The organism is Latilactobacillus sakei subsp. sakei DSM 20017 = JCM 1157 (genome assembly GCF_002370355.1).
GTDB classification, from domain to species: domain Bacteria; phylum Bacillota; class Bacilli; order Lactobacillales; family Lactobacillaceae; genus Latilactobacillus; species Latilactobacillus sakei.
Genome location: NZ_AP017929.1, coordinates 1557992 through 1576233 on the forward strand (window position 1 = coordinate 1557992; position 18242 = coordinate 1576233).

Genomic DNA, 18242 nt, shown 5'->3' on the forward strand with positions numbered 1-18242 from the left:
ACCATTTAGGTGTAGTTGCAAATAAATATAACAAACATTTTTATTACTTGTCAAGCGTCTTTTTTAAAAGTGCCATTAAAATCACAACATGGTTATATTGCGGATCTTTAGCCGCATAGACGAGCGTCACATCACCAAGCGCTAATTGATGCTGCACTAAGTGACAGAATTCTGGCCAATCCGGGTTGGTAGCAATTTCAGCAAGATACTTTTCTTTAAAAACGGGAAACTTAGCTGGTTCATGACCAAACCACTTCCGTAAGTCAGTGGTGGGTGTAATTTCTTTAGCCCACGTCTCAATTTCGGCGCGTTCTTTTGAAATCCCCCGTGGCCAAATTCGATCAACCAAGATCCGATAACCGTCAGAATCGGCGGCTGCTTCATAAACCCGTTTCATTTGTAACATGTTTATTATCCCCTTTTGAATTGCTTATTTAACAATCAATTCGTTTAAATCGCCTAAGCTAAGCGCGATTTGAGCGATAATCATGAGTTGTGTCAAACGATTACGACGAACGGCTTCATCTTCAGCCATTACCATTGTGGCATCGAAGTAAGCTTCAATTAATAGTCGTAGTGTTTGTAACGCGGCATAATTTTCAGCTAACGTATTTGTCGCTGTTGCGCCACGTAAGTCTTCGACTGCTGTATAAAGTGCTTTTTCAGCATCGTTTTCAAATAACGATGGATTAACCGTTAAATCAGTTGTTTCAAAGTCAACTTTTTCAGCTAAACGTAAGACACGCGTGATCGCTTCAATTGTTGCTTTGAAATCAGCATCATCTTGATGTGCTGAGAGCACTTTAGCGGCTTCAAACATCACAACTGGGTCTTGCCCTCGGTTTTTCAAGACAGCGTCGACGATGTCTCGACGAACCTTAGGACGCATCCCGTTAAAGCGTTGACGAACACGATCCGTTAAGAAATCGCTGATGGCAGCTGCATTGGCTGACCAATCTAGATCGAAATTAGCTTGTTGTTTAACAATGTCGCTCATAGCTGCTTGGAAATCAGCCATTGGGAAGTGCCAGTCTTGGTTTTCTAAAATCCGGACAATCCCGTAAGCTTGACGACGCAATGCGTATGGATCGTTTGAACCACTTGGAATCATCCCAACAGCGAAGAAATCAGCCATACTATCGAACTTATCAGCAATTGCTAAAACAGCACCGACTTTCGTTGCAGGTAAGGCGCCTTCTGCACTGATTGGCATGTAATGTTCACGAACAGCAGTCGCAACAGCAGGTGTTTCGCCTTGTAATAGCGCGTATTTTTCACCCATCACACCTTGTAATTCAGCAAATTCGCCGACCATGCCGGTTACTAAATCGAATTTATAGATGTCGCTAGCACGTTGTAAATCAACTAATTCAGCTTCAGATAAACCGAATTTTTGACCTAAGAATTGAGCGATTAAACCAACACGGGTCATCTTTTCAGCAAGGCTCCCAATTTTATCGTGGAAAGAAACGTTTTGTAACTTAGCGACGTTTTCAGCGATGGTTACTTTTTGATCTTCATGGTAGAAGAAATCAGCATCTTCTAAACGCGCTGTGAGGACTTTTTCGTTCCCTGCGATCACGTTTTCCATGAAAGCGTCGTTCCCATTACGAACGCCGATAAAGACTGGTAATAAATCACCAGCTTGGCTCCGTGCATAGAAGTAACGTTGGTTATCCTTCATTGAAGTAATGAGCACTTCTTCTGGAATTTCAAGGTATTTAGCATCAAATTGACCGTAAAAAGCGGTTGGCCATTCAACTAAGTTCGTCACTTCTTCTAATAAGTTAGCATCTAAATCAACTTGCCAGTCGTTTTCTTGCGCCATTTTTTCAATTTGCGTTTGAATTAAGTTTTGGCGTTTAGCTTCATCAGCAATCACGAATTGGGCTTCAAGGGCTGCTTCATAGTCAGTTGCTTTAGCCAAAGTCACTTCTTGGCCTAAGAAACGGTGCCCTTGCGTTGTGCGGCCAGTTGTGACGTTTAGAATACTAAAGTCGATAACTTCATCATCTAATAGCGCAATAATCCAGTGAATTGGGCGAATATATTCGAAATCGTAATCAGCCCAGTGCATCCGTGTTGGGAAGGTCATCGCCATAATGACAGCTTTTAACTCCGGTAAAATGGCTTCAACGGGTTTGCCGATAATTGATTTTTCAACATAGACGTATTCAACGCCTTTTAATTCTTTAAAAGTAATATCATCTGTTGTTAAGCCTTGACCCCGAACGAAACCTTGGGCTGCTTTACTCCAGTTGCCTTCAGCATCGAGGGCAATCTTTTTAGCAGGACCCTTTGCTTCTTCGTGAATGTCGGCTTGCTTGTCAGCTAGGTCTTCAATCAAGATTGCAAGACGCCGTGGTGTGGCATAAGTTTTTAATTGACCAAATTCAAGATGTTGTTCTTCTAAGAAGTCACGCACCCGTTTTTCTAATTGTTGGATACTTGGCATCACAACGTGGGCTGGCATTTCTTCCAAGCCAATTTCTAATAAGAATGGTTTAGTCATGATCTACGACCTCCGTTTTTGCTTCTTGTGCATGTTTTAATAGTGGGAATCCGCGTTTTTCACGTTCAGCGACGAATGCTTGTGCGATTGAATGTGCCATCCGACGAATGCGTGACAAGTAGCCGGCCCGTTCTGTAACGGAAACAGCACCGTGTGCATCCAATAAGTTAAAGGTATGGCTACATTTCAAGACGTAATCGTAAGCTGGGTGAACAAGACCTAAATCGATTAAACGTTTGGCCTCTGTTTCGTATTCATCAAAGAATTTCAAAAGCATTTCTTGATTACTATCTTCAAAGGCGTATTTTGAGTGTTCATATTCTGGTTCTTTGAAAATATCGCCATATAAAACGCCGTTACCCCATTCAAGATCAAAAACATTATCAACATCTTGAATGTAAGAAGCGAGACGTTCAACACCGTATGTGATTTCGCTCGTGACAGGGTCACATTGCAAACCACCAACTTGTTGGAAGTATGTGAATTGTGTGACTTCCATTCCGTCTAACCAAACTTCCCAACCAACACCGGCACAGCCCATTGATGGGTTTTCCCAGTTATCTTCAACAAAACGGATATCATGTTCTAAAGGATCGATTCCTAAGGCCCGTAAACTATCCAAATAAAATTCTTGAATATTTAAAGGCGCTGGTTTCATGATCACTTGGAATTGGTGATGTTGGAATAAACGGTTAGGGTTTTCACCATAACGGCCATCGGCTGGACGCCGTGAAGGTTCCACGTAAGCGGCGTTCCAAGGTTCTGGTCCAATTGCCCGTAAGAACGTGTAAGGGCTCATTGTGCCGGCCCCTTTTTCTGTATCATAAGATTGCATCAACATACAGCCTTTTTCAGACCAAAAACGCTGTAAGGTTAAAATCATTTCTTGAACATTCAACTTTTTAACCATTTCAATTCCTCTTTTCCGTTATTTGCGCATAAAAAAAGCCTATGCGACAGTTAGTCACATAGGGACGATTTCTCGCGGTTCCACCCTACTTCAGCTCAAAGCGAGCTGCTGCTTCATTGGTATGACTCCGAAATGCCAATCCACTTAAAACTTGTTCTAGTTCTCACTCACCTAGAATCACTGTCTGACCGTTTCAAGGGACCCTTTTCTTCAACGTCTATTAAGTTGATTACTATTTTAGTCGTCTTTTGGTGTGCTGTCAATTTCTGACGGCACTTTTTTTAATTGTGGTAATTGACTATCGAAACTGTACATCTTATCGATGAATTGCTTACTCTTCAATGACAGGCCTACAGTATCTTGATAGAGTCGGTCAATAATCATTTTGAGTTCGACCTGAGTGGCTTCCTTCACGTTCACCGATTGAATCTTAAACAGATCAATCACGGAAAACAACCGAAGGTAATAGATTGCCCGCTGACTACTGTGGAAACGATTGGGATCTAAATGCCAATGACGTTGGCACAAAAGCCCCCCGTAACTCTCAGAGTAATCAAACGCTAAATCAGTTCGGCCACAAACGGCACATCCTTGTAATTGCGGTTGGACGCCAAACACCTGTAGTAATTGAATTTCAATAATATGGGTAATCATCGCGGCATCAAAACCTTCATCAATCAGATTTAACGCCTGTTCAACCTTATCATACCAGATACCTAATGGTTCACTGTCCGGAAAGCCGACATCAATTAAGTTCAGGATATAAGTCGCATAAGCATTTAAAAATAAATCCTGACTGATCGTTTGAAATTGCGTGGCTGACTTCACATTATTCAAAAATGATAAGCCATCATCGCGAATATCGCCACCATATTCGGCCTGCGTAAACGGCAAAATAGCCGCACTTAGACGAAATTTAGGCTTATTGGCCCCACGCAAGTAAAACATCTTTTTACCAAAACGATCGGTTAAAATCTTAACCAACATATCTTTTTCTTTGTAATTCTTTCGATACATCACTAGACCGTTAAAGTCTTCAAATCGATGTTCCGCCATCTTTAAAGCCTACAATCTCTTTTTATTGTAACCAAATTCACGGAGATATTGGTTATTATCACGCCAGTTCTTTTGAATCTTGACCCAGAGCTTCAAGTTAACCTTTTCGCCTAAAAGAGCTTCGATTTCGCGACGTGAACGAATCCCGATTTCTTTGATAATTGAGCCTTTTTGACCGATAATAATCCGTTTTTGACCATCACGTTCAACAATGATGTTGGCTTCAATTTGAAGTTTGCCATTGACGCGGTCTTTCATTCGTTCGACCACAACGGCTACTGAATGTGGCACTTCTTCGTGGGTTAATTCAAGAATTTTTTCGCGGATTAATTCACCAACAACGAAATATTCTGGGTGATCTGTTAATTGATCTTCAGGATAGTATTGTGGGCCTTCTGGCAATGTTAATTCAAGTTCTTTTAACATTTCTGGCACATTATTGCCTTCCAATGCTGAAATTGGGTAAACAGCCTTGAAGTCCAATTCATGACGATATTGTTCGATCATTGGTAATAAATCGTCTGGGTGAATGGCATCAATTTTGTTAACAACCAAATAAACAGGCTTTTTAACATTCTTAAGTTGGTCCATGATGTATTGATCACCAGGGCCCTTCTTATCAACACCACTAATCATGAATAAAATCGCATCGACTTCATTAAATGTTGAAAGAGCTGCTTGATCCATGTATTCGTCTAATTCGTTATGTGGTTTATGAATCCCAGGTGTATCAACGAACACGATTTGTGCGTTGTCATCTGTATAAATCCCTTGAATCTTGTTCCGAGTTGTTTGTGCCTTTGATGACATGATGGCAATTTTTTCACCGATCATTCGATTCATAAATGTTGATTTCCCAACGTTTGGTCGGCCAACAATGGCCACAAAGCCTGAGCGATAAGTATCTGACATAATAGTCCCCTTTTTTAAATCTTAATTAATCTCTTTTAAAAATAATAAAGCACCGCGTGTCCAAAAACGACACAACCAATAATCACGGCTAAACACGCGCCAATTAAAACACTACCAGCACTGATATCCTTAATCTTCTTCGCCAGTGGATGAAACTGCCGATCAACCAATAAGTCGACAAAGTGTTCCATCACGGTATTCCAAAATTCAGCCAGCAACACCATAAAAATCGCTAAAATCAAAAATAGCCAATCTAGATAGTGTAATCGGGCCAAATAACCGGCTACTAGCACGACCATCGCAATCACAAAATCACGTCTCAGATTAGCTTCTTCCTTAAAAGCAGTGATAATCCCATCTAAAGCGTGATGTGTCGATTGATTAAAATTACGATTTTTATCCGTCTGCGTCTTTTTAGCGTTTGAGTCCGAATTCATCTAAGATAGTCTCCTGTAAAGGAATCATTTTAACTTCATCTTCGGTGTGGATGTGGTCATAGCTATTCAAATGAAGGAAACCATGAACCATCGTATACCCTAATTCACGTTCAAATGAATGTCCGTAAGTTTCTGCTTGTTCAGCGGCTTTTTCTAATGAAACAAATAGGTCGCCAATATTCTTAGGAATATCAAACAATTCTTCAAAGTTGGCAGGTAAGCCTTCTTCTTCAGGATCCTCTTCAATTGCAAAACTGATAACATCAGTCGCACGATCCGTATTACGGTATTCTTGATTAATTTGACGAATGCGTTCGTTGGTTACAAATGTTACTGACATTTCTGTATCTTCAGCTAATTCAAGCTTTTGACCAGCAAACTCTAATACATCTTCCACCAATTTAATTTGTGCTTCTGGTACAATTTTTGTTTCATCGATGATTTGAATATCCATTCATTCGTCCTACTTTCTCGTCTTATCCATTGCCGCATAGGCATTAATAATTCTCGCGACAACTGGGTGCCGAACAACATCTTCCGCACTAAATTGCACAAAGCTAATTTTAGGAATGTCGCGCAAAATTTGTTCCGCTTGTACTAACCCACTCTGGGTTTTATTAGGTAAATCAATTTGGCTGATATCACCATTAACAATCATTTTAGAATTAAAACCTAACCGCGTTAAAAACATCTTCATCTGAGCAGGTGTCGTATTTTGGGCCTCATCTAAAATAACGAAAGCTTCTTCCAGCGTCCGGCCCCGCATATACGCAAGTGGCGCAATTTCAATGACCCCACGGTCCATTAGTCGTTCCGTATATTCCTTACCCAATACCGCATAAAGCGCGTCGTAAATGGGCCGTAAATAAGGATCGACCTTTTCTTTTAGATCACCTGGTAAAAAGCCGAGACTTTCACCAGCTTCAACAGCTGGGCGTGTTAAAATAATGCGTTCAACCGTTCCTTTTTTCAAAGCAGCAATCGCCATGACGACTGCTAAGAACGTTTTACCGGTTCCGGCAGGCCCAATCCCAAACGTCACATCATTGTGGCGAATTGCATCGATATATTGCCGTTGTCCAAACGTCTTAACACGAATTGGTTGGCCTTTGCGGTCATTGATGAGCGGTTCAGTATAAAGGGCCTCAAATTGATTTAACGTCCCTTTGAGCGCCATTTTCGTCGCACTGACCACGTCTGTCTCCTTGAGGATCACACCGTGTTGTAATAACGCGACTAAACTCTCTAAAACCGCGGTTGCTTGTCTTAACCCCGGCTGAGTCCCCCGAATCGTAATATGATCATCAAACGCAATCAATTCAACGGTTAGACTTTCTTCAATGATTTTTAAAAAGTGATCGTGTGCACCCATTAAAGCAGCCGCCAAATTAGGCGTTGCTAATTGAAATAAACGCTCTTCTACCTCAACCAAAAAGTAAACCCCTCTCAGAATGTTTAGGTGAGCTTATTCATCTAAACACATTTCAAAATCAAACTACCTTGAAAGTGTGAAAAGCAACTTTCAATAGCACGATTCATCCTTTCAAGATGAAAACTACATTCATTCTATCACAATCAAGCCCGGTTTTAAAAGCAGACAACCGCGCTATTTCTTCAATTATAGCGGCTTTATAATCACAAAGGGGAAAAATTAACTGATTTCCTTGTTTAAGCCCGTCTTTGCCACAAAAAAAGTAGGACCTCCCGCGGGAAGTCCTACCAAAAATTAACTCAATTTTGATTTAACGACTTGATTGACCATTGCGCCATCAGCTCGTCCTTTGACCTTAGGCATTACATATTGCATCACCTTACCAAAGTCAGCCTTGCCTGTCGCTCCTGTTGCCTGCATTGCTTCATCAACAATTACAATCACAGCGGCTTCATCCAGCTGTTCTGGTAAATAAGCTTGTACGATTTCAATTTCTGCTTTTGTTTGTTCAGCGAGATCTGCACGATCGCCCTTTTCAAACTCAGCTAAAGAATCCTTACGTTGCTTAACTTGTGATGATAATACACTTAGTTCTTCGTCAGAAGATAAGTCTTGCCCTGCACTAATTTTTGCGTTAGTTAAAGCGGTCTTTAAACTCCGAATAACTGTTAGTCGCAACTTATCCTTGGCCTTCATCGCCGTTTTCAAATCAGAACTTAATTGTTCAAGTAAACTCATTCAATCATTTCCTTTATGAAGAAATTAGAATTTCTTACGTTTTCTTGCTGCTTCTGATTTCAACTTACGTTTTACACTTGGTTTCTCGTAAAATTCACGTTTACGATATTCTTGTATTGTACCAGCTTTTGATACGGAACGCTTGAAGCGACGAAGAGCATCATCTAGAGATTCGTTACTGCGAACGACTGTCTTGCCCATATGATATCCCTCCCCTCGCGTGCTAAGTATAACCGTTTATGCGCGCCCAAAAATTGGTTTCACATAAACTGTTCTTTGCTATTATAGCGAATGTTGAAAATACGGTCAATAACCCACGGGCAATTAATTAAAACTTTTTTTAAATATCGCCGCTTTTTGCCCAAATATGATATGATAGCGCTATAAAAGTGCAAAAAGGAGTTTTATTATGTCACAGTCTACCCCCTTAACGGTTTTTGTCCTCTCAGATTCAGTTGGCCAAACCGCTTTACAACTTGCGCAAGCAGCCTTAGCGCAATATCCAAACATTAAACCCGATATTATTCGTTTTCCATTTGTGCATTCCGTTGATAAATTAACTGACGTTTTAAGCAAGGCTGTTCCGGGAGAAACAATTGTTGTGCATACATTAGCCACAACAGGCCTTTCAGAAATTGCTCAAAATTATTGTGACGCTAAAAAAATTGCGTCATTTGATATGATGAGCCCACTTTCTAAATTAATTACGGCTCAAACAGGTTTGGCCCCATCAGGTGAAGCCGGCGCACTCCATCATTTAAACGAGCGCTACTTTGACCGGATTTCAGCAATGGAATTTGCTGTAATGTACGATGATGGTAAAGATTCCCATGGCTTCTTAGAGGCAGACATCGTCTTATTAGGGGTCTCTCGGACCTCTAAAACGCCACTGTCGCTGTTTTTAGCAAACCGGAACATCAAGGTTGCCAATTTGCCAATCGTGCCACAGGCGCACATTCCAGACGAAATATGGCATGTTGATCCTAAGAAGATTATCGGCTTAATGAATACACCGGAAGTTTTAAATAATATTCGTCGTGAACGGATGATTGCCTATGGCTTAAATCCTGACACAACCTATTCCGATATGGATGAAATTAAAGCCGAATTAGACTTCGCACAAGATTTATATGACAAAATTGGTTGCCAAGTCATCAACGTCGCCAACCGCTCAATCGAAGAAACAGCGGCTATCATTCTCGAACAAACTGGCTTAGATTTTGCAAGTAGCTCGACAGATCACGTTAATTAATCCCAATTAAAAGCCCTCGAACAAAATTCAATTTGTCCGAGGGCTTTTTTAATGTTTAATCGTCAAGAAATGATCCAGTGGGCTTCGTTTAGCGTGGAATTGGTTAATCATCCCGTCGCTGCGATAACCCATCGCAATGCCGCCAATAATTACTTCATTGTCTGGAATACCCACGATTTTGCGAATTGCATCCGGATATTTAGCTGTTTCGTAAGCCGGAATTGTGTCTACCTGTTCATTAGCCGCCGCCAGTAAAATCGACTGGCTAAAAGCGCCCATGTCATAAATCATCCACGGTGAAACTTTGCGTTCAACCGTCAAATAGATAACGGCCGGTGCGTTAAAAAGATGCATTTGTAAATCGCTAAATGCTGCCAAACCTTCTTCGCCCAAATAATCACTGATTTCAGCATTCCATACCCGACTATTTTCAGCCATCGCCTGACCCCAATCAACACGATGAATCACTGCTAAATCAGAATTGCCCTTAACCTTATTTTGCGTCCGTTCAAGGTGATCTGCTTTGATACTAGCAAGTGTTCCACCAGTTGCCACGTAAACTCGCCAAGGTTGTGAATTCGTCCATGATGGTGTGCGTTGTGCTGAGGTAATGATTTTTTTAATTAATTCATCTGATACTGTTTTGTGAGGATCAAACGAGCGGATTGACTTTCTGTTATTAATAACATCGTTGAATTCCATGTTGGTGCCTCCCTTATTTTAAACCGGTATCACTTATACTTTGTATTTTGTTCCATATAGTCATACCACGTTTAACGGGAATATCATAATCATTTGTTTGCTAGAATGTACCACCGCCGGAACCGCCACCAAAACCACCTGATGAACCTCCGGAGAATCCGCCAGAGCCACCACTGACACTGGTTGGATTAGCAGCACTCACCGCACTATTCACACTACTACTAAGGGCACTTGTAAAGGATTGACCAATATTGAGACCGCCAGTATAGCCGTAGTAATAATAATAACCTAATGGCATTGTTTGGAGTTGCTCAGGAGTCAATTTAATCTTCAACGCTTTAAACACTTTATCGGCTACTCCGAATGCCGTTGCAAAACTCAGATAACGATCCCACAACATGACATCCGGCACATTGGCCATATCGAGCGTCGAAATATCTTTCAACATCTGTTTAAAGCCTAACCACTCGCCCCGTTTTTCATAACCGTGTTGCGTCCATAATTGCAATCGTAGCCTCTGCCAGCCCGTTAGGAGAAAGACTATCAACATTGGTAAAATCGTCCACCAAGCGACGACTTCGATTAACGCTGCTAACATTAAAATCACGGTTAGTGTACCAAGTCCTATCAACCAGTAATTTAAACTGGTTGCAACGGCAAAAACACGGTCCCGTAGCCAACCACTTTGGTTCGCTTCATCTTCAACCGCCATTTGCCAACCGCGATAATGTTGATTAAAGACTTTTTTGCTATGACGTTTCGGATATTTTTCAATTTCAAAAAGGCTAACCTGTTGTCCGTTACCAATGACATCGAATAACCAGGTCACTAATTTTTGCTCAGAACGTGATAATCGATTGCGATTTAATAAAGTTAACGTAAATTGTGGTTTTGCTTTTCTAAAAACCTGTTTTTCAGGTGTTTGGACCTCGATTGTCAGGTTTTTACGGGCTACCAAATCTAAAATGGTAGCTGATAAGCTTTCTTCCTTTGCTTTTTCCGTCATTGGTAGTGCTAATAGATAACGAATAACGGCTGGACCATTATCATCTGGTAGGTCGTAGACGTGTTCTGGCGCATGACCCTGATAATGCATTCGTGGTAATGCCCGTTTAACCCGATACCAAACCACTAACAATAAGACTGGCGCTAAGACCACTGCAATCACCGAAAGTACCCAATACCGCCGTTGTTGCGCCTGACGTGCTTGATTGGCTTCTTCAGCCCGTTTCGCTTCTTGCGCGATAATGGTTGCCCGTTGCTTTTTAGCCACCCGATTGGGGTTAGTTGGGGTAACTGAAGTTGGGAAAATAAGATGGGATTCAACAAATTGATTGGCCGGATTATTCGTCATTTCGATGGTAACCCGCCCTTTTGCCGGATCAACAATCTGTTGCCCATCTAAATCGCCGTGTGTCCACGACTTTAATTCAGATTGTTTCAGGGTTGTTGGTAATTGAATCGTGACTTGAACATCGCCCAAACTGCTGTCCCAGGCATCCCCAATTACTTTCCAGTTTAATTCCGCAGTATCTTGATAATTAATAATCAGATTTTGTAACTGATATTTCAAAGTGACTGCTAACCGATCATCTTCTGTCGCTGGTTGGTAGAGCTTGAAACGATACTTTAGATCATCATCTGTTAGCGAATACGTCCCCGCCGTCTCGGATTGACTCGCTTGGAAAGTCCGGCCATTAACGGCCACTTGTGGCTGCACCAACTTTTTAGGCTCACCAACGGTTGTTTGTAAATTTTGATTGAGATAAATACCGTTGATATCATCTTGAATATCAAAATTCATTTTTTGTTCTACTAGTGCGCTACCGTCTTTTTGGACGTTAACCTGAACGTGATAGCGACTAATATCATACGTATCGGCTGCTTGCACCGGTTTGACCAGCAATAACAATACTGGTAAAACCATTAGCGCTAGCCAAAGATAGCGAGAACGTTTCAATCTCATAATCGACCTTCATTCTGCTCAATCTTCGTTAATAATTCTGGGTCAAATTCGCCCTTTTTGAGCATCGCAATTTCGTATGCATATGGTGCAAAATTATGTTTCTTATCCTCACCAACGTATGGTGTTTCCATAATTTTAGGGACATCAACAAGCTGTGGATGGGTCACAACACCGTGTAAGGCATCAAAACCAATTTCGCCAAATCCGATATTGGCATGTCGATCTTTATGCGCCCCTTGTGGATTCTTAGAGTCGTTCAAATGGATCACCTTAAGTCGGTCCAAACCGATAATATGATCAAATTCGTTTAAAACGCCGTCAAAATCCTCGCGAATATTGTAACCCGCATCACTGGTATGACAAGTATCAAACGTCACGGACAACTTATCATTCAACGTTACGCCGTCAATCATCTGAGCGATTTCTTCAAAACGACGGCCAACTTCTGTTCCTTTGCCAGCCATTGTTTCCAAGGCAATTTGAGCCGTTTGATCTGGTCGTAAAACTTCATTTAACCCTTTAATAATTTGTTGAATACCAGCGTCTGCGCCTGCACCAACATGTGCACCCGGATGTAAAACGATTTGGCTTGCGCCTAGCGCTTCAGCTCGAATGACTTCTTGTTGTAAAAATTCAATTGCGAATTTAAAGTTTTCTGGTTTCACTGTATTGCCTAAGTTAACAATATAAGGCGCATGCACGACAATCGGGCCTAAGTTTTTGGCTGCAATTAATTTTTGTGCTGCTTGAATATTCAACTCTTCAATTGGTTTACGCCGGGTATTTTGAGGTGCCCCGGTATAAATCATGAATGTGTTTGCCCCAAACTCAGCCGCCTGTTGCGCTGAACCTAACAGCATTTCTTTGCCCTTCATACTAACGTGACTACCTAATAACATCGCGTGACCTCCAACTATCATAATTACTTCGATTGTCACAGATACCAGAATAAAAAGCAAGCGAAAAAGAGCGCGGTTATTAGCTGATAAACGCCTGTTCAGAAAATAAAAGAGCCGTCAATTTAATATTGACGGCTCCGTTGATAGTTATTTAATTTTCGGTTCGTAGAAATGTCCCAGAATCTTGACCGCTTCTGTAATGCTGACAAAAGCGTGATCATCGGCTTCTTTCATGACCATCTCAAGGTCATGCATTTCAAAGCGTGAGATAACGGTGAATAACATCGTTTTTTCTTCGCGGTTATAAGCCCCTTCAACGTCGTGCACAATCGTAATCCCGCGACGCATCTCGTCTTGAATCATTTGAATCACGACTTTAGGATTGTCCGTAATGATCATCACTTGCATCTTTTGTTGACGCGTATAGACCATATCGATGACCTTACCATTGACGAAGATGCTCAAGATACTATATAAAGCATGTTCCCAGCCAAAGATAAAGCCAGCCGCAAAGACTAACGCAACGTTGAAAATAATATTGATGGTCCCAACAGAACGCCCGGTCTTCTTCCGAAGAACAATTCCGATAATATCTAACCCACCGGTTGAGATATCATTTTTCAAGGCCATCCCGGTCCCAAAACCGTTAATAACGGCCCCAAAAATCGCACAGATAATTGGATTGTCCGTCAATTGGGTCAGCGGCATAATTTGGACCATTAAACTTGAAAAAATAACAGCGATAAACGTATAAATTGTAAAGTGATGCCCAATTTTAAACCAAGCTAAAACAAAAAGCGGTACGTTTAGCAAGAATAACATCAAGGAAGTTGATAATGGGAATGGTAGAAACGGCATAAACTTCGCCGTCACGGTATGAATAAATTGCGCGAACCCGGTAATGCCCGAGGCGTACACGCCGCCTTCTTCCCAGAAAAAGTTCAATGCAATTGACACACAAATCCCATATAAGATAGCCGCCGAAACTTTGGCCATATTCTGATGTTTTCGCGCTAGATCGTCCACTTAATAATCACCTATCATTCGTTTTAATGTCTTTCATTCTAGCACACAACCCCTTAATACTAAAGGTTATTTTAGAATTAATCCGACCATTTTGCTCGAATGAAGGCTTTTCGCTTGACTTCTCCTAATTCTGCTCGCCAGGGTTCCTTTTTATAGAAATCTTGATGGTACTCTTCAGCAGGATAAAATGGTTTAGCTGCTTCGATTTGTGTCACGATTGGTTCATTAAATCGACCGCTAGCAATCAATTTTTCTTTGGATGCTTCGGCAATTGCCCGTTGTTGATCTGAATTAACAAAAATCACTGGCCGATAACTATCGCCTCGGTCTTGGAATTGCCCCATCGCATCTGTTGGATCTGTTTGGCGCCAATAGATTTCGACTAGTTCAGCATACGAAATCACTGCGGGATCAAACGTAATCTCAACCGCTTCTGTATGCCCGGTTGTATGGGAACAAACTTGTTCGTAGGTTGGATTAGCGACGTGCCCGCCAGTGTAGCCAGAGACCACTTTAATAATCCCTGGTTGTTGATCGAACGGATGGACCATACACCAGAAACACCCACCTGCAAAAATTGCTGTTTCAGTTGCCATTATTGACCCTCCTTTTCAAATAACGCGAGATATTCGCCATACCCTGCAGCTTTTAAGTCATCTTTGGAAATAAACTTTAAGGCTGCTGAATTAATACAATAGCGCAAACCACCTTGTTCTTGCGGACCGTCCGTAAAAACGTGACCTAAATGCGAATCGGCGTTTTGACTACGAACTTCAACACGTTCCATCCCGTGTGTTTGATCTCGTTTTTCATTTAACTTAACAATGGGTCGCGTAAATGAGGGCCAACCACATCCAGCGTCATATTTATCTAAGGAACTAAATAGCGGCTCATGACTGACAACATCAACGTAGATACCTGGTTGATCAAATTCATCGTACTCGCCACTAAATGGCATCTCAGTTGCATTCTCCTGTGTCACCGCATACTGCTCTGGTGTTAACTGTTGTCGTAAATCATCGCTCATTATCCATCACTCCTTCATGGTTATTATTATAGTCAGATGTCCGCAATTAGCGATTAATATGCTCACAAAAAAGGACTCCCCATTTGGAGAGCCCTTTTTATTGAGTATTTAATTAATCCTTTTCAACCTCTGGTTCAACTTCTAAGCCGAGTTCATCTAATTGTGCTGGTGCAACACGACTAGGTGCATTCGTCATTGGTTCTGAAGCATGTGAGTTTTTAGGGAAGGCAATTACGTCACGAATGTTATCGCGGCCTGCGAGTAACATTGCAAAACGATCAAGGCCAATGGCAAAGCCACCATGTGGTGGGAAACCATAATCCATGGCACTTAATAAGTGACCAAATTGTTCTTCATAAGTTTCTGGACTGATACCAAGTGCTTTGAACATTCTTTCTTGGATATCACGTCGGTAGATACGGAGTGAACCGCCACCTAATTCGTAACCATTTAAGATAATGTCATATGATTGCGCATGTGCTTTATGAGGATCAGTTTCCAATAAATCAACATCGCTATCGTTTGGACGTGTGAATGGATGATGTGCTGCAATCCAACGACCAAAGCCTTCATCATATTCAAATAATGGCCAATCAACAACCCAAAGGTAAGCAAATTGTGATTCATCCACTAAGCCCATGTCATGTGCAAAGTGTTTCCGTAAGTAGCCTAAGCTATCGCAGACTACTTGGAACTTATCAGCTACAAAGAGCACTAAATCGCCATCTTTTGCTGATAGGGCACTAAGCAATTCAGCTTCTTGTTCTTTTAAGAATTTGGCAGCTGGTCCTGTTAATTCGCCATCAACAACTTTGACCCAGGCCATCCCTTTAGCACCGTAACGTTTGATATATTCTGTTTGTTCGTCCAACATCTTCCGTGAGTACTTAGCAGCACCTTCTGGGACCACAATTGCACGAACCAGATTGCCACTATTGGCAGTGTCACTGAAGACCTTAAAAGAGCTTGTTTTCATCATTTCAGTTAAGTCTTGGATTTCAAGATCAAAACGGATATCAGGTTTATCTGAACCGTAACGATCCATTGCTTCTTGCCATTTCATTCGTTTGAATGGTGTTGGGACATCAATATGCATGACATCTTTCATCACTTGTTTGATAATACCTTCTGCTTGGTCTTGAATTTCTTCGGCACTCATAAATGATGTTTCAACATCGATTTGTGTAAATTCTGGTTGACGATCGCCACGTAAATCTTCATCACGGAAACAACGGGCCATTTGGTAGTAACGATCAAAGCCAGCATCCATCAAAAGTTGTTTGAAGACTTGTGGTGATTGTGGCAAGGCATAGAAACTACCAGGATAAACACGAGATGGCACTAAGTAATCACGAGCGCCTTCTGGTGTTGAACGTGTTAAATCAGGTGTTTCAATGTTTAAGAAACCATTATTGTCTAAATATTTGTGGGCTGCTTGTGTAATTTGTGAACGGCGAATAATTGCTTGTTGCATTTCTGGCCGACGTAAATCAAGGTAGCGATACTTTAATTTTGTTTCTTCAGAAGTTGTGATGCCATCTTTGATTTCAAAAGGTAAGTTTTTAGCTTCGTTTAAAATCGTTAATTCACTCACGATGACTTCTACTTTACCAGTCTTCATATCTGGGTTAATAGCCGCTTCATCACGGGCTTGCACCGTCCCAGTCACTTCAATAACGTATTCGTTACGTAAAGTGTTAGCAAGCGTTAAGATATCAGCATTATCTTGGTTAAAGACTAATTGCACTAAGCCTTCACGATCACGTAAATCAACGAAGATTAAATTACCTAAACTCCGGCGTTTTTGAACCCAGCCATGTAATGTGACTGTTTGACCAACAAATGTTTCATCAACTAAACCACTGTAAGTTGTTCTTGTTTTCATTATGCATTCTCCTCTTGTGCTTTTAGTTCATTTTTAACTGCTGCAAAATCGGCTTCTAGCATCGTCAATGGCACTGTGATTTCAACACCACTGGTCATATCCTTCACGTGGGCCGTCTTATCAGCTAATTCTGATTCACCAATTGTCACCACAAATTGGGCGTTTAACTTATTGGCTGTCTTAAATTGGGCTTTTGGTTTCCGATCTAAATAATCACGATCAGCTGTCAACCCAGCTTCCCGCAAGCTTTCAACCAAGTGGAGCGTTGTTGCACTCGTTTCAGCACCGATGCCAACCACGTAGGCGTCTAACACAGGTGCCGCTACTAAGTCACTATTTTGAGCGTTCATCAATAATAATAAGCGCTCAACACCAAGGCCAAAACCAACCCCTGGCATGTCAGGACCACCTAATTGTTCAACTAAGCCATTGTAACGACCACCGGCTAAGACCGTTGTATAGCCGCGACCCAAGACTTTATTGTTCGTCATGATTTCAAAGATGGTGTGGTTATAATAATCCAAACCACGAACCATTTCAGTATCAACTTCGTATGGAATATTTAATGATTCTAATAAAGTCTTCACTGTATTGAAATGCACTTTGGCTTCATCCGTTAAATAATCAAGAATGACTGGTGCATCTTTGACAATTTCTTGATCTTTCGCATCTTTACTATCAAGAACCCGCAATGGATTCTTGTGTAGACGAACTTTAGAGTCATCACTCAGTTCATCAAAATGTGGTTCTAAGTAATTAACTAAGGCTTCATGATAAGCAGCCCGACTAGCAGCATCACCCAGTGTATTAATCGCTAATTTCAAATCAGTGATTTTAAATTCACGTAACAGACGCATTGCCATGCTGATGACTTCAACATCAACTGCTGGGCTTTCAGAACCAAATGATTCCACGCCGATTTGGTGGAATTGACGTTGCCGACCTGATTGTGGCCGTTCATAACGGAACATAGGACCCATGTAATACACTTTGTAAGGTTTTTGATGTTCAGGACCATATAATTTGTTTTCAACAAAGGCGCGGACAACACCGGCTGTGCCTTCTGGGCGCAACGCAATGTGCCGATCCCCTTTATCCATGAAATCATACATTTCTTTGCTGACAATATCAGATGTATCGCCTGAGCTTCGTGAAAAGACATCGTAGCTTTCGAATAATGGTGTTCTGATTTCCTTAAATTGATAACGCGCAAAAACGTCGCGCGCTGTTTTTTCAACAAGTTGCCATTGATCTGATTCTCCTGGCAAAATATCGGCTGTGCCTTTTGGCTTTTGATAACCCATGTTCCATTCCTCCAATAGATACCCAATAAAAAAACACCCCTGTCGTTGAACAAGGGTGCTTGAATGCACGGTACCACCTTAATTTTTGCTTAAGCATAACGTTGTTAGCCAACGGCGTGTTAGACACGCAGACCTCAAAAGCAGTCAGGTGGACACCGCCAATTTCTTTCAGCTCTGAAATCGT

19 protein-coding genes are annotated in these 18242 nt (G+C 41.4%); 1 reads left to right on the forward strand and 18 read right to left on the reverse strand.

Features of this window, described 5'->3' with window-relative positions; genetic code table 11:
• Positions 1 to 43: 43 nt before the first annotated feature.
• The 10 genes from LEUCM_RS07770 to rpsU all read right to left on the reverse strand — a co-directional run bounded on the left by LEUCM_RS07770 (position 44) and on the right by rpsU (position 8198).
• Positions 44 to 406 carry a DUF488 domain-containing protein gene (locus LEUCM_RS07770; RefSeq protein WP_016265048.1) on the reverse strand — a complete coding sequence of 121 codons (363 nt, stop codon included), beginning with the start codon at positions 404 to 406 and terminating at the stop codon, positions 44 to 46.
• 24 nt (positions 407 to 430) lie between these two features.
• A complete protein-coding gene (gene glyS, locus LEUCM_RS07775) occupies positions 431 to 2512 on the reverse strand; it encodes a glycine--tRNA ligase subunit beta (protein ID WP_056936407.1) in 2082 nt (693 codons plus the stop codon).
• Complete coding sequence (gene glyQ, locus LEUCM_RS07780) at positions 2505 to 3422, reverse strand: glycine--tRNA ligase subunit alpha (protein WP_016265046.1); 918 nt, start codon at positions 3420 to 3422, stop codon at positions 2505 to 2507. The genes glyS and glyQ overlap by 8 nt, the downstream gene beginning before the upstream one ends.
• Before the next feature lie 237 nt (positions 3423 to 3659).
• The gene (gene recO / locus LEUCM_RS07785) at positions 3660 to 4478 is read right to left on the reverse strand and encodes a DNA repair protein RecO (protein WP_011374581.1); all 819 of its coding nucleotides are present in this window, start codon (positions 4476 to 4478) and stop codon (positions 3660 to 3662) included.
• A 9-nt stretch (positions 4479 to 4487) separates the two neighbouring features.
• Complete coding sequence (gene era, locus LEUCM_RS07790) at positions 4488 to 5390, reverse strand: GTPase Era (RefSeq protein WP_011374580.1); 903 nt, start codon at positions 5388 to 5390, stop codon at positions 4488 to 4490.
• A gap of 35 nt (positions 5391 to 5425) precedes the next feature.
• Positions 5426 to 5827 carry a diacylglycerol kinase family protein gene (locus tag LEUCM_RS07795; protein WP_025015804.1) on the reverse strand — a complete coding sequence of 134 codons (402 nt, stop codon included), beginning with the start codon at positions 5825 to 5827 and terminating at the stop codon, positions 5426 to 5428.
• Positions 5805 to 6281, reverse strand: coding sequence for an rRNA maturation RNase YbeY (ybeY, locus tag LEUCM_RS07800; protein ID WP_025015805.1), 477 nt, complete (start codon positions 6279 to 6281; stop codon positions 5805 to 5807). Before ybeY ends, LEUCM_RS07795 begins: the two co-directional genes overlap by 23 nt.
• Before the next feature lie 9 nt (positions 6282 to 6290).
• Positions 6291 to 7199, reverse strand: coding sequence for a PhoH family protein (locus tag LEUCM_RS07805; RefSeq protein WP_235803811.1), 909 nt, complete (start codon positions 7197 to 7199; stop codon positions 6291 to 6293).
• 354 nt (positions 7200 to 7553) lie between these two features.
• On the reverse strand, positions 7554 to 7997 hold the full coding sequence (locus LEUCM_RS07810; RefSeq protein ID WP_016265043.1) for a GatB/YqeY domain-containing protein: 444 nt from the start codon (positions 7995 to 7997) through the stop codon (positions 7554 to 7556).
• Positions 7998 to 8021: 24 nt separating this feature from the next.
• A complete protein-coding gene (gene rpsU / locus LEUCM_RS07815; RefSeq protein ID WP_004270806.1) occupies positions 8022 to 8198 on the reverse strand; it encodes a 30S ribosomal protein S21 in 177 nt (58 codons plus the stop codon).
• Positions 8199 to 8406: 208 nt separating this feature from the next.
• On the opposite strand from rpsU, the gene LEUCM_RS07820 reads away from it, so the two are divergent.
• Positions 8407 to 9249: a pyruvate, water dikinase regulatory protein gene (locus LEUCM_RS07820; RefSeq protein ID WP_025015807.1), complete on the forward strand. Its 843-nt coding sequence runs from the start codon at positions 8407 to 8409 to the stop codon at positions 9247 to 9249.
• A gap of 48 nt (positions 9250 to 9297) precedes the next feature.
• On the opposite strand, the gene LEUCM_RS07825 is transcribed toward LEUCM_RS07820, so the two are convergent.
• The 8 genes from LEUCM_RS07825 to hisS all read right to left on the reverse strand — a co-directional run bounded on the left by LEUCM_RS07825 (position 9298) and on the right by hisS (position 18058).
• Positions 9298 to 9951: a nitroreductase gene (locus LEUCM_RS07825; RefSeq protein ID WP_025015808.1), complete on the reverse strand. Its 654-nt coding sequence runs from the start codon at positions 9949 to 9951 to the stop codon at positions 9298 to 9300.
• Between the two features lie 100 nt (positions 9952 to 10051).
• Positions 10052 to 11917, reverse strand: a complete 1866-nt coding sequence (locus LEUCM_RS07830; RefSeq protein WP_258421056.1) for a DUF2207 domain-containing protein — start codon at positions 11915 to 11917, stop codon at positions 10052 to 10054.
• Positions 11914 to 12816 carry a deoxyribonuclease IV gene (locus tag LEUCM_RS07835; RefSeq protein ID WP_025015810.1) on the reverse strand — a complete coding sequence of 301 codons (903 nt, stop codon included), beginning with the start codon at positions 12814 to 12816 and terminating at the stop codon, positions 11914 to 11916. The genes LEUCM_RS07830 and LEUCM_RS07835 overlap by 4 nt, the downstream gene beginning before the upstream one ends.
• 147 nt (positions 12817 to 12963) lie before the next feature.
• Positions 12964 to 13812, reverse strand: a complete 849-nt coding sequence (locus LEUCM_RS07840; RefSeq protein WP_016265038.1) for a YitT family protein — start codon at positions 13810 to 13812, stop codon at positions 12964 to 12966.
• Positions 13813 to 13919: 107 nt separating this feature from the next.
• On the reverse strand, positions 13920 to 14438 hold the full coding sequence (msrA, locus tag LEUCM_RS07845) for a peptide-methionine (S)-S-oxide reductase MsrA (protein ID WP_025015811.1): 519 nt from the start codon (positions 14436 to 14438) through the stop codon (positions 13920 to 13922).
• On the reverse strand, positions 14438 to 14869 hold the full coding sequence (gene msrB / locus LEUCM_RS07850; RefSeq protein ID WP_025015812.1) for a peptide-methionine (R)-S-oxide reductase MsrB: 432 nt from the start codon (positions 14867 to 14869) through the stop codon (positions 14438 to 14440). Before msrB ends, msrA begins: the two co-directional genes overlap by 1 nt.
• Before the next feature lie 112 nt (positions 14870 to 14981).
• On the reverse strand, positions 14982 to 16754 hold the full coding sequence (aspS, locus tag LEUCM_RS07855) for an aspartate--tRNA ligase (protein WP_025015813.1): 1773 nt from the start codon (positions 16752 to 16754) through the stop codon (positions 14982 to 14984).
• Complete coding sequence (gene hisS, locus LEUCM_RS07860; RefSeq protein ID WP_025015814.1) at positions 16754 to 18058, reverse strand: histidine--tRNA ligase; 1305 nt, start codon at positions 18056 to 18058, stop codon at positions 16754 to 16756. Before hisS ends, aspS begins: the two co-directional genes overlap by 1 nt.
• Positions 18059 to 18242 lie beyond the last annotated feature (184 nt).

Coding starts and splice junctions, on each gene's coding strand:
- LEUCM_RS07770 (WP_016265048.1), bottom strand. CDS start 406: ATGTTACAAATGAAACGGGTTTATGAAGCAGCCGCCGATTCTGACGGT.
- glyS (WP_056936407.1), bottom strand. CDS start 2,512: ATGACTAAACCATTCTTATTAGAAATTGGCTTGGAAGAAATGCCAGCC.
- glyQ (WP_016265046.1), bottom strand. CDS start 3,422: ATGGTTAAAAAGTTGAATGTTCAAGAAATGATTTTAACCTTACAGCGT.
- recO (WP_011374581.1), bottom strand. CDS start 4,478: ATGGCGGAACATCGATTTGAAGACTTTAACGGTCTAGTGATGTATCGA.
- era (WP_011374580.1), bottom strand. CDS start 5,390: ATGTCAGATACTTATCGCTCAGGCTTTGTGGCCATTGTTGGCCGACCA.
- LEUCM_RS07795 (WP_025015804.1), bottom strand. CDS start 5,827: ATGAATTCGGACTCAAACGCTAAAAAGACGCAGACGGATAAAAATCGT.
- ybeY (WP_025015805.1), bottom strand. CDS start 6,281: ATGGATATTCAAATCATCGATGAAACAAAAATTGTACCAGAAGCACAA.
- LEUCM_RS07805 (WP_235803811.1), bottom strand. CDS start 7,199: ATGGGTGCACACGATCACTTTTTAAAAATCATTGAAGAAAGTCTAACC.
- LEUCM_RS07810 (WP_016265043.1), bottom strand. CDS start 7,997: ATGAGTTTACTTGAACAATTAAGTTCTGATTTGAAAACGGCGATGAAG.
- rpsU (WP_004270806.1), bottom strand. CDS start 8,198: ATGGGCAAGACAGTCGTTCGCAGTAACGAATCTCTAGATGATGCTCTT.
- LEUCM_RS07820 (WP_025015807.1), top strand. CDS start 8,407: ATGTCACAGTCTACCCCCTTAACGGTTTTTGTCCTCTCAGATTCAGTT.
- LEUCM_RS07825 (WP_025015808.1), bottom strand. CDS start 9,951: ATGGAATTCAACGATGTTATTAATAACAGAAAGTCAATCCGCTCGTTT.
- LEUCM_RS07830 (WP_258421056.1), bottom strand. CDS start 11,917: ATGAGATTGAAACGTTCTCGCTATCTTTGGCTAGCGCTAATGGTTTTA.
- LEUCM_RS07835 (WP_025015810.1), bottom strand. CDS start 12,816: ATGTTATTAGGTAGTCACGTTAGTATGAAGGGCAAAGAAATGCTGTTA.
- LEUCM_RS07840 (WP_016265038.1), bottom strand. CDS start 13,812: ATGGCCAAAGTTTCGGCGGCTATCTTATATGGGATTTGTGTGTCAATT.
- msrA (WP_025015811.1), bottom strand. CDS start 14,438: ATGGCAACTGAAACAGCAATTTTTGCAGGTGGGTGTTTCTGGTGTATG.
- msrB (WP_025015812.1), bottom strand. CDS start 14,869: ATGAGCGATGATTTACGACAACAGTTAACACCAGAGCAGTATGCGGTG.
- aspS (WP_025015813.1), bottom strand. CDS start 16,754: ATGAAAACAAGAACAACTTACAGTGGTTTAGTTGATGAAACATTTGTT.
- hisS (WP_025015814.1), bottom strand. CDS start 18,058: ATGGGTTATCAAAAGCCAAAAGGCACAGCCGATATTTTGCCAGGAGAA.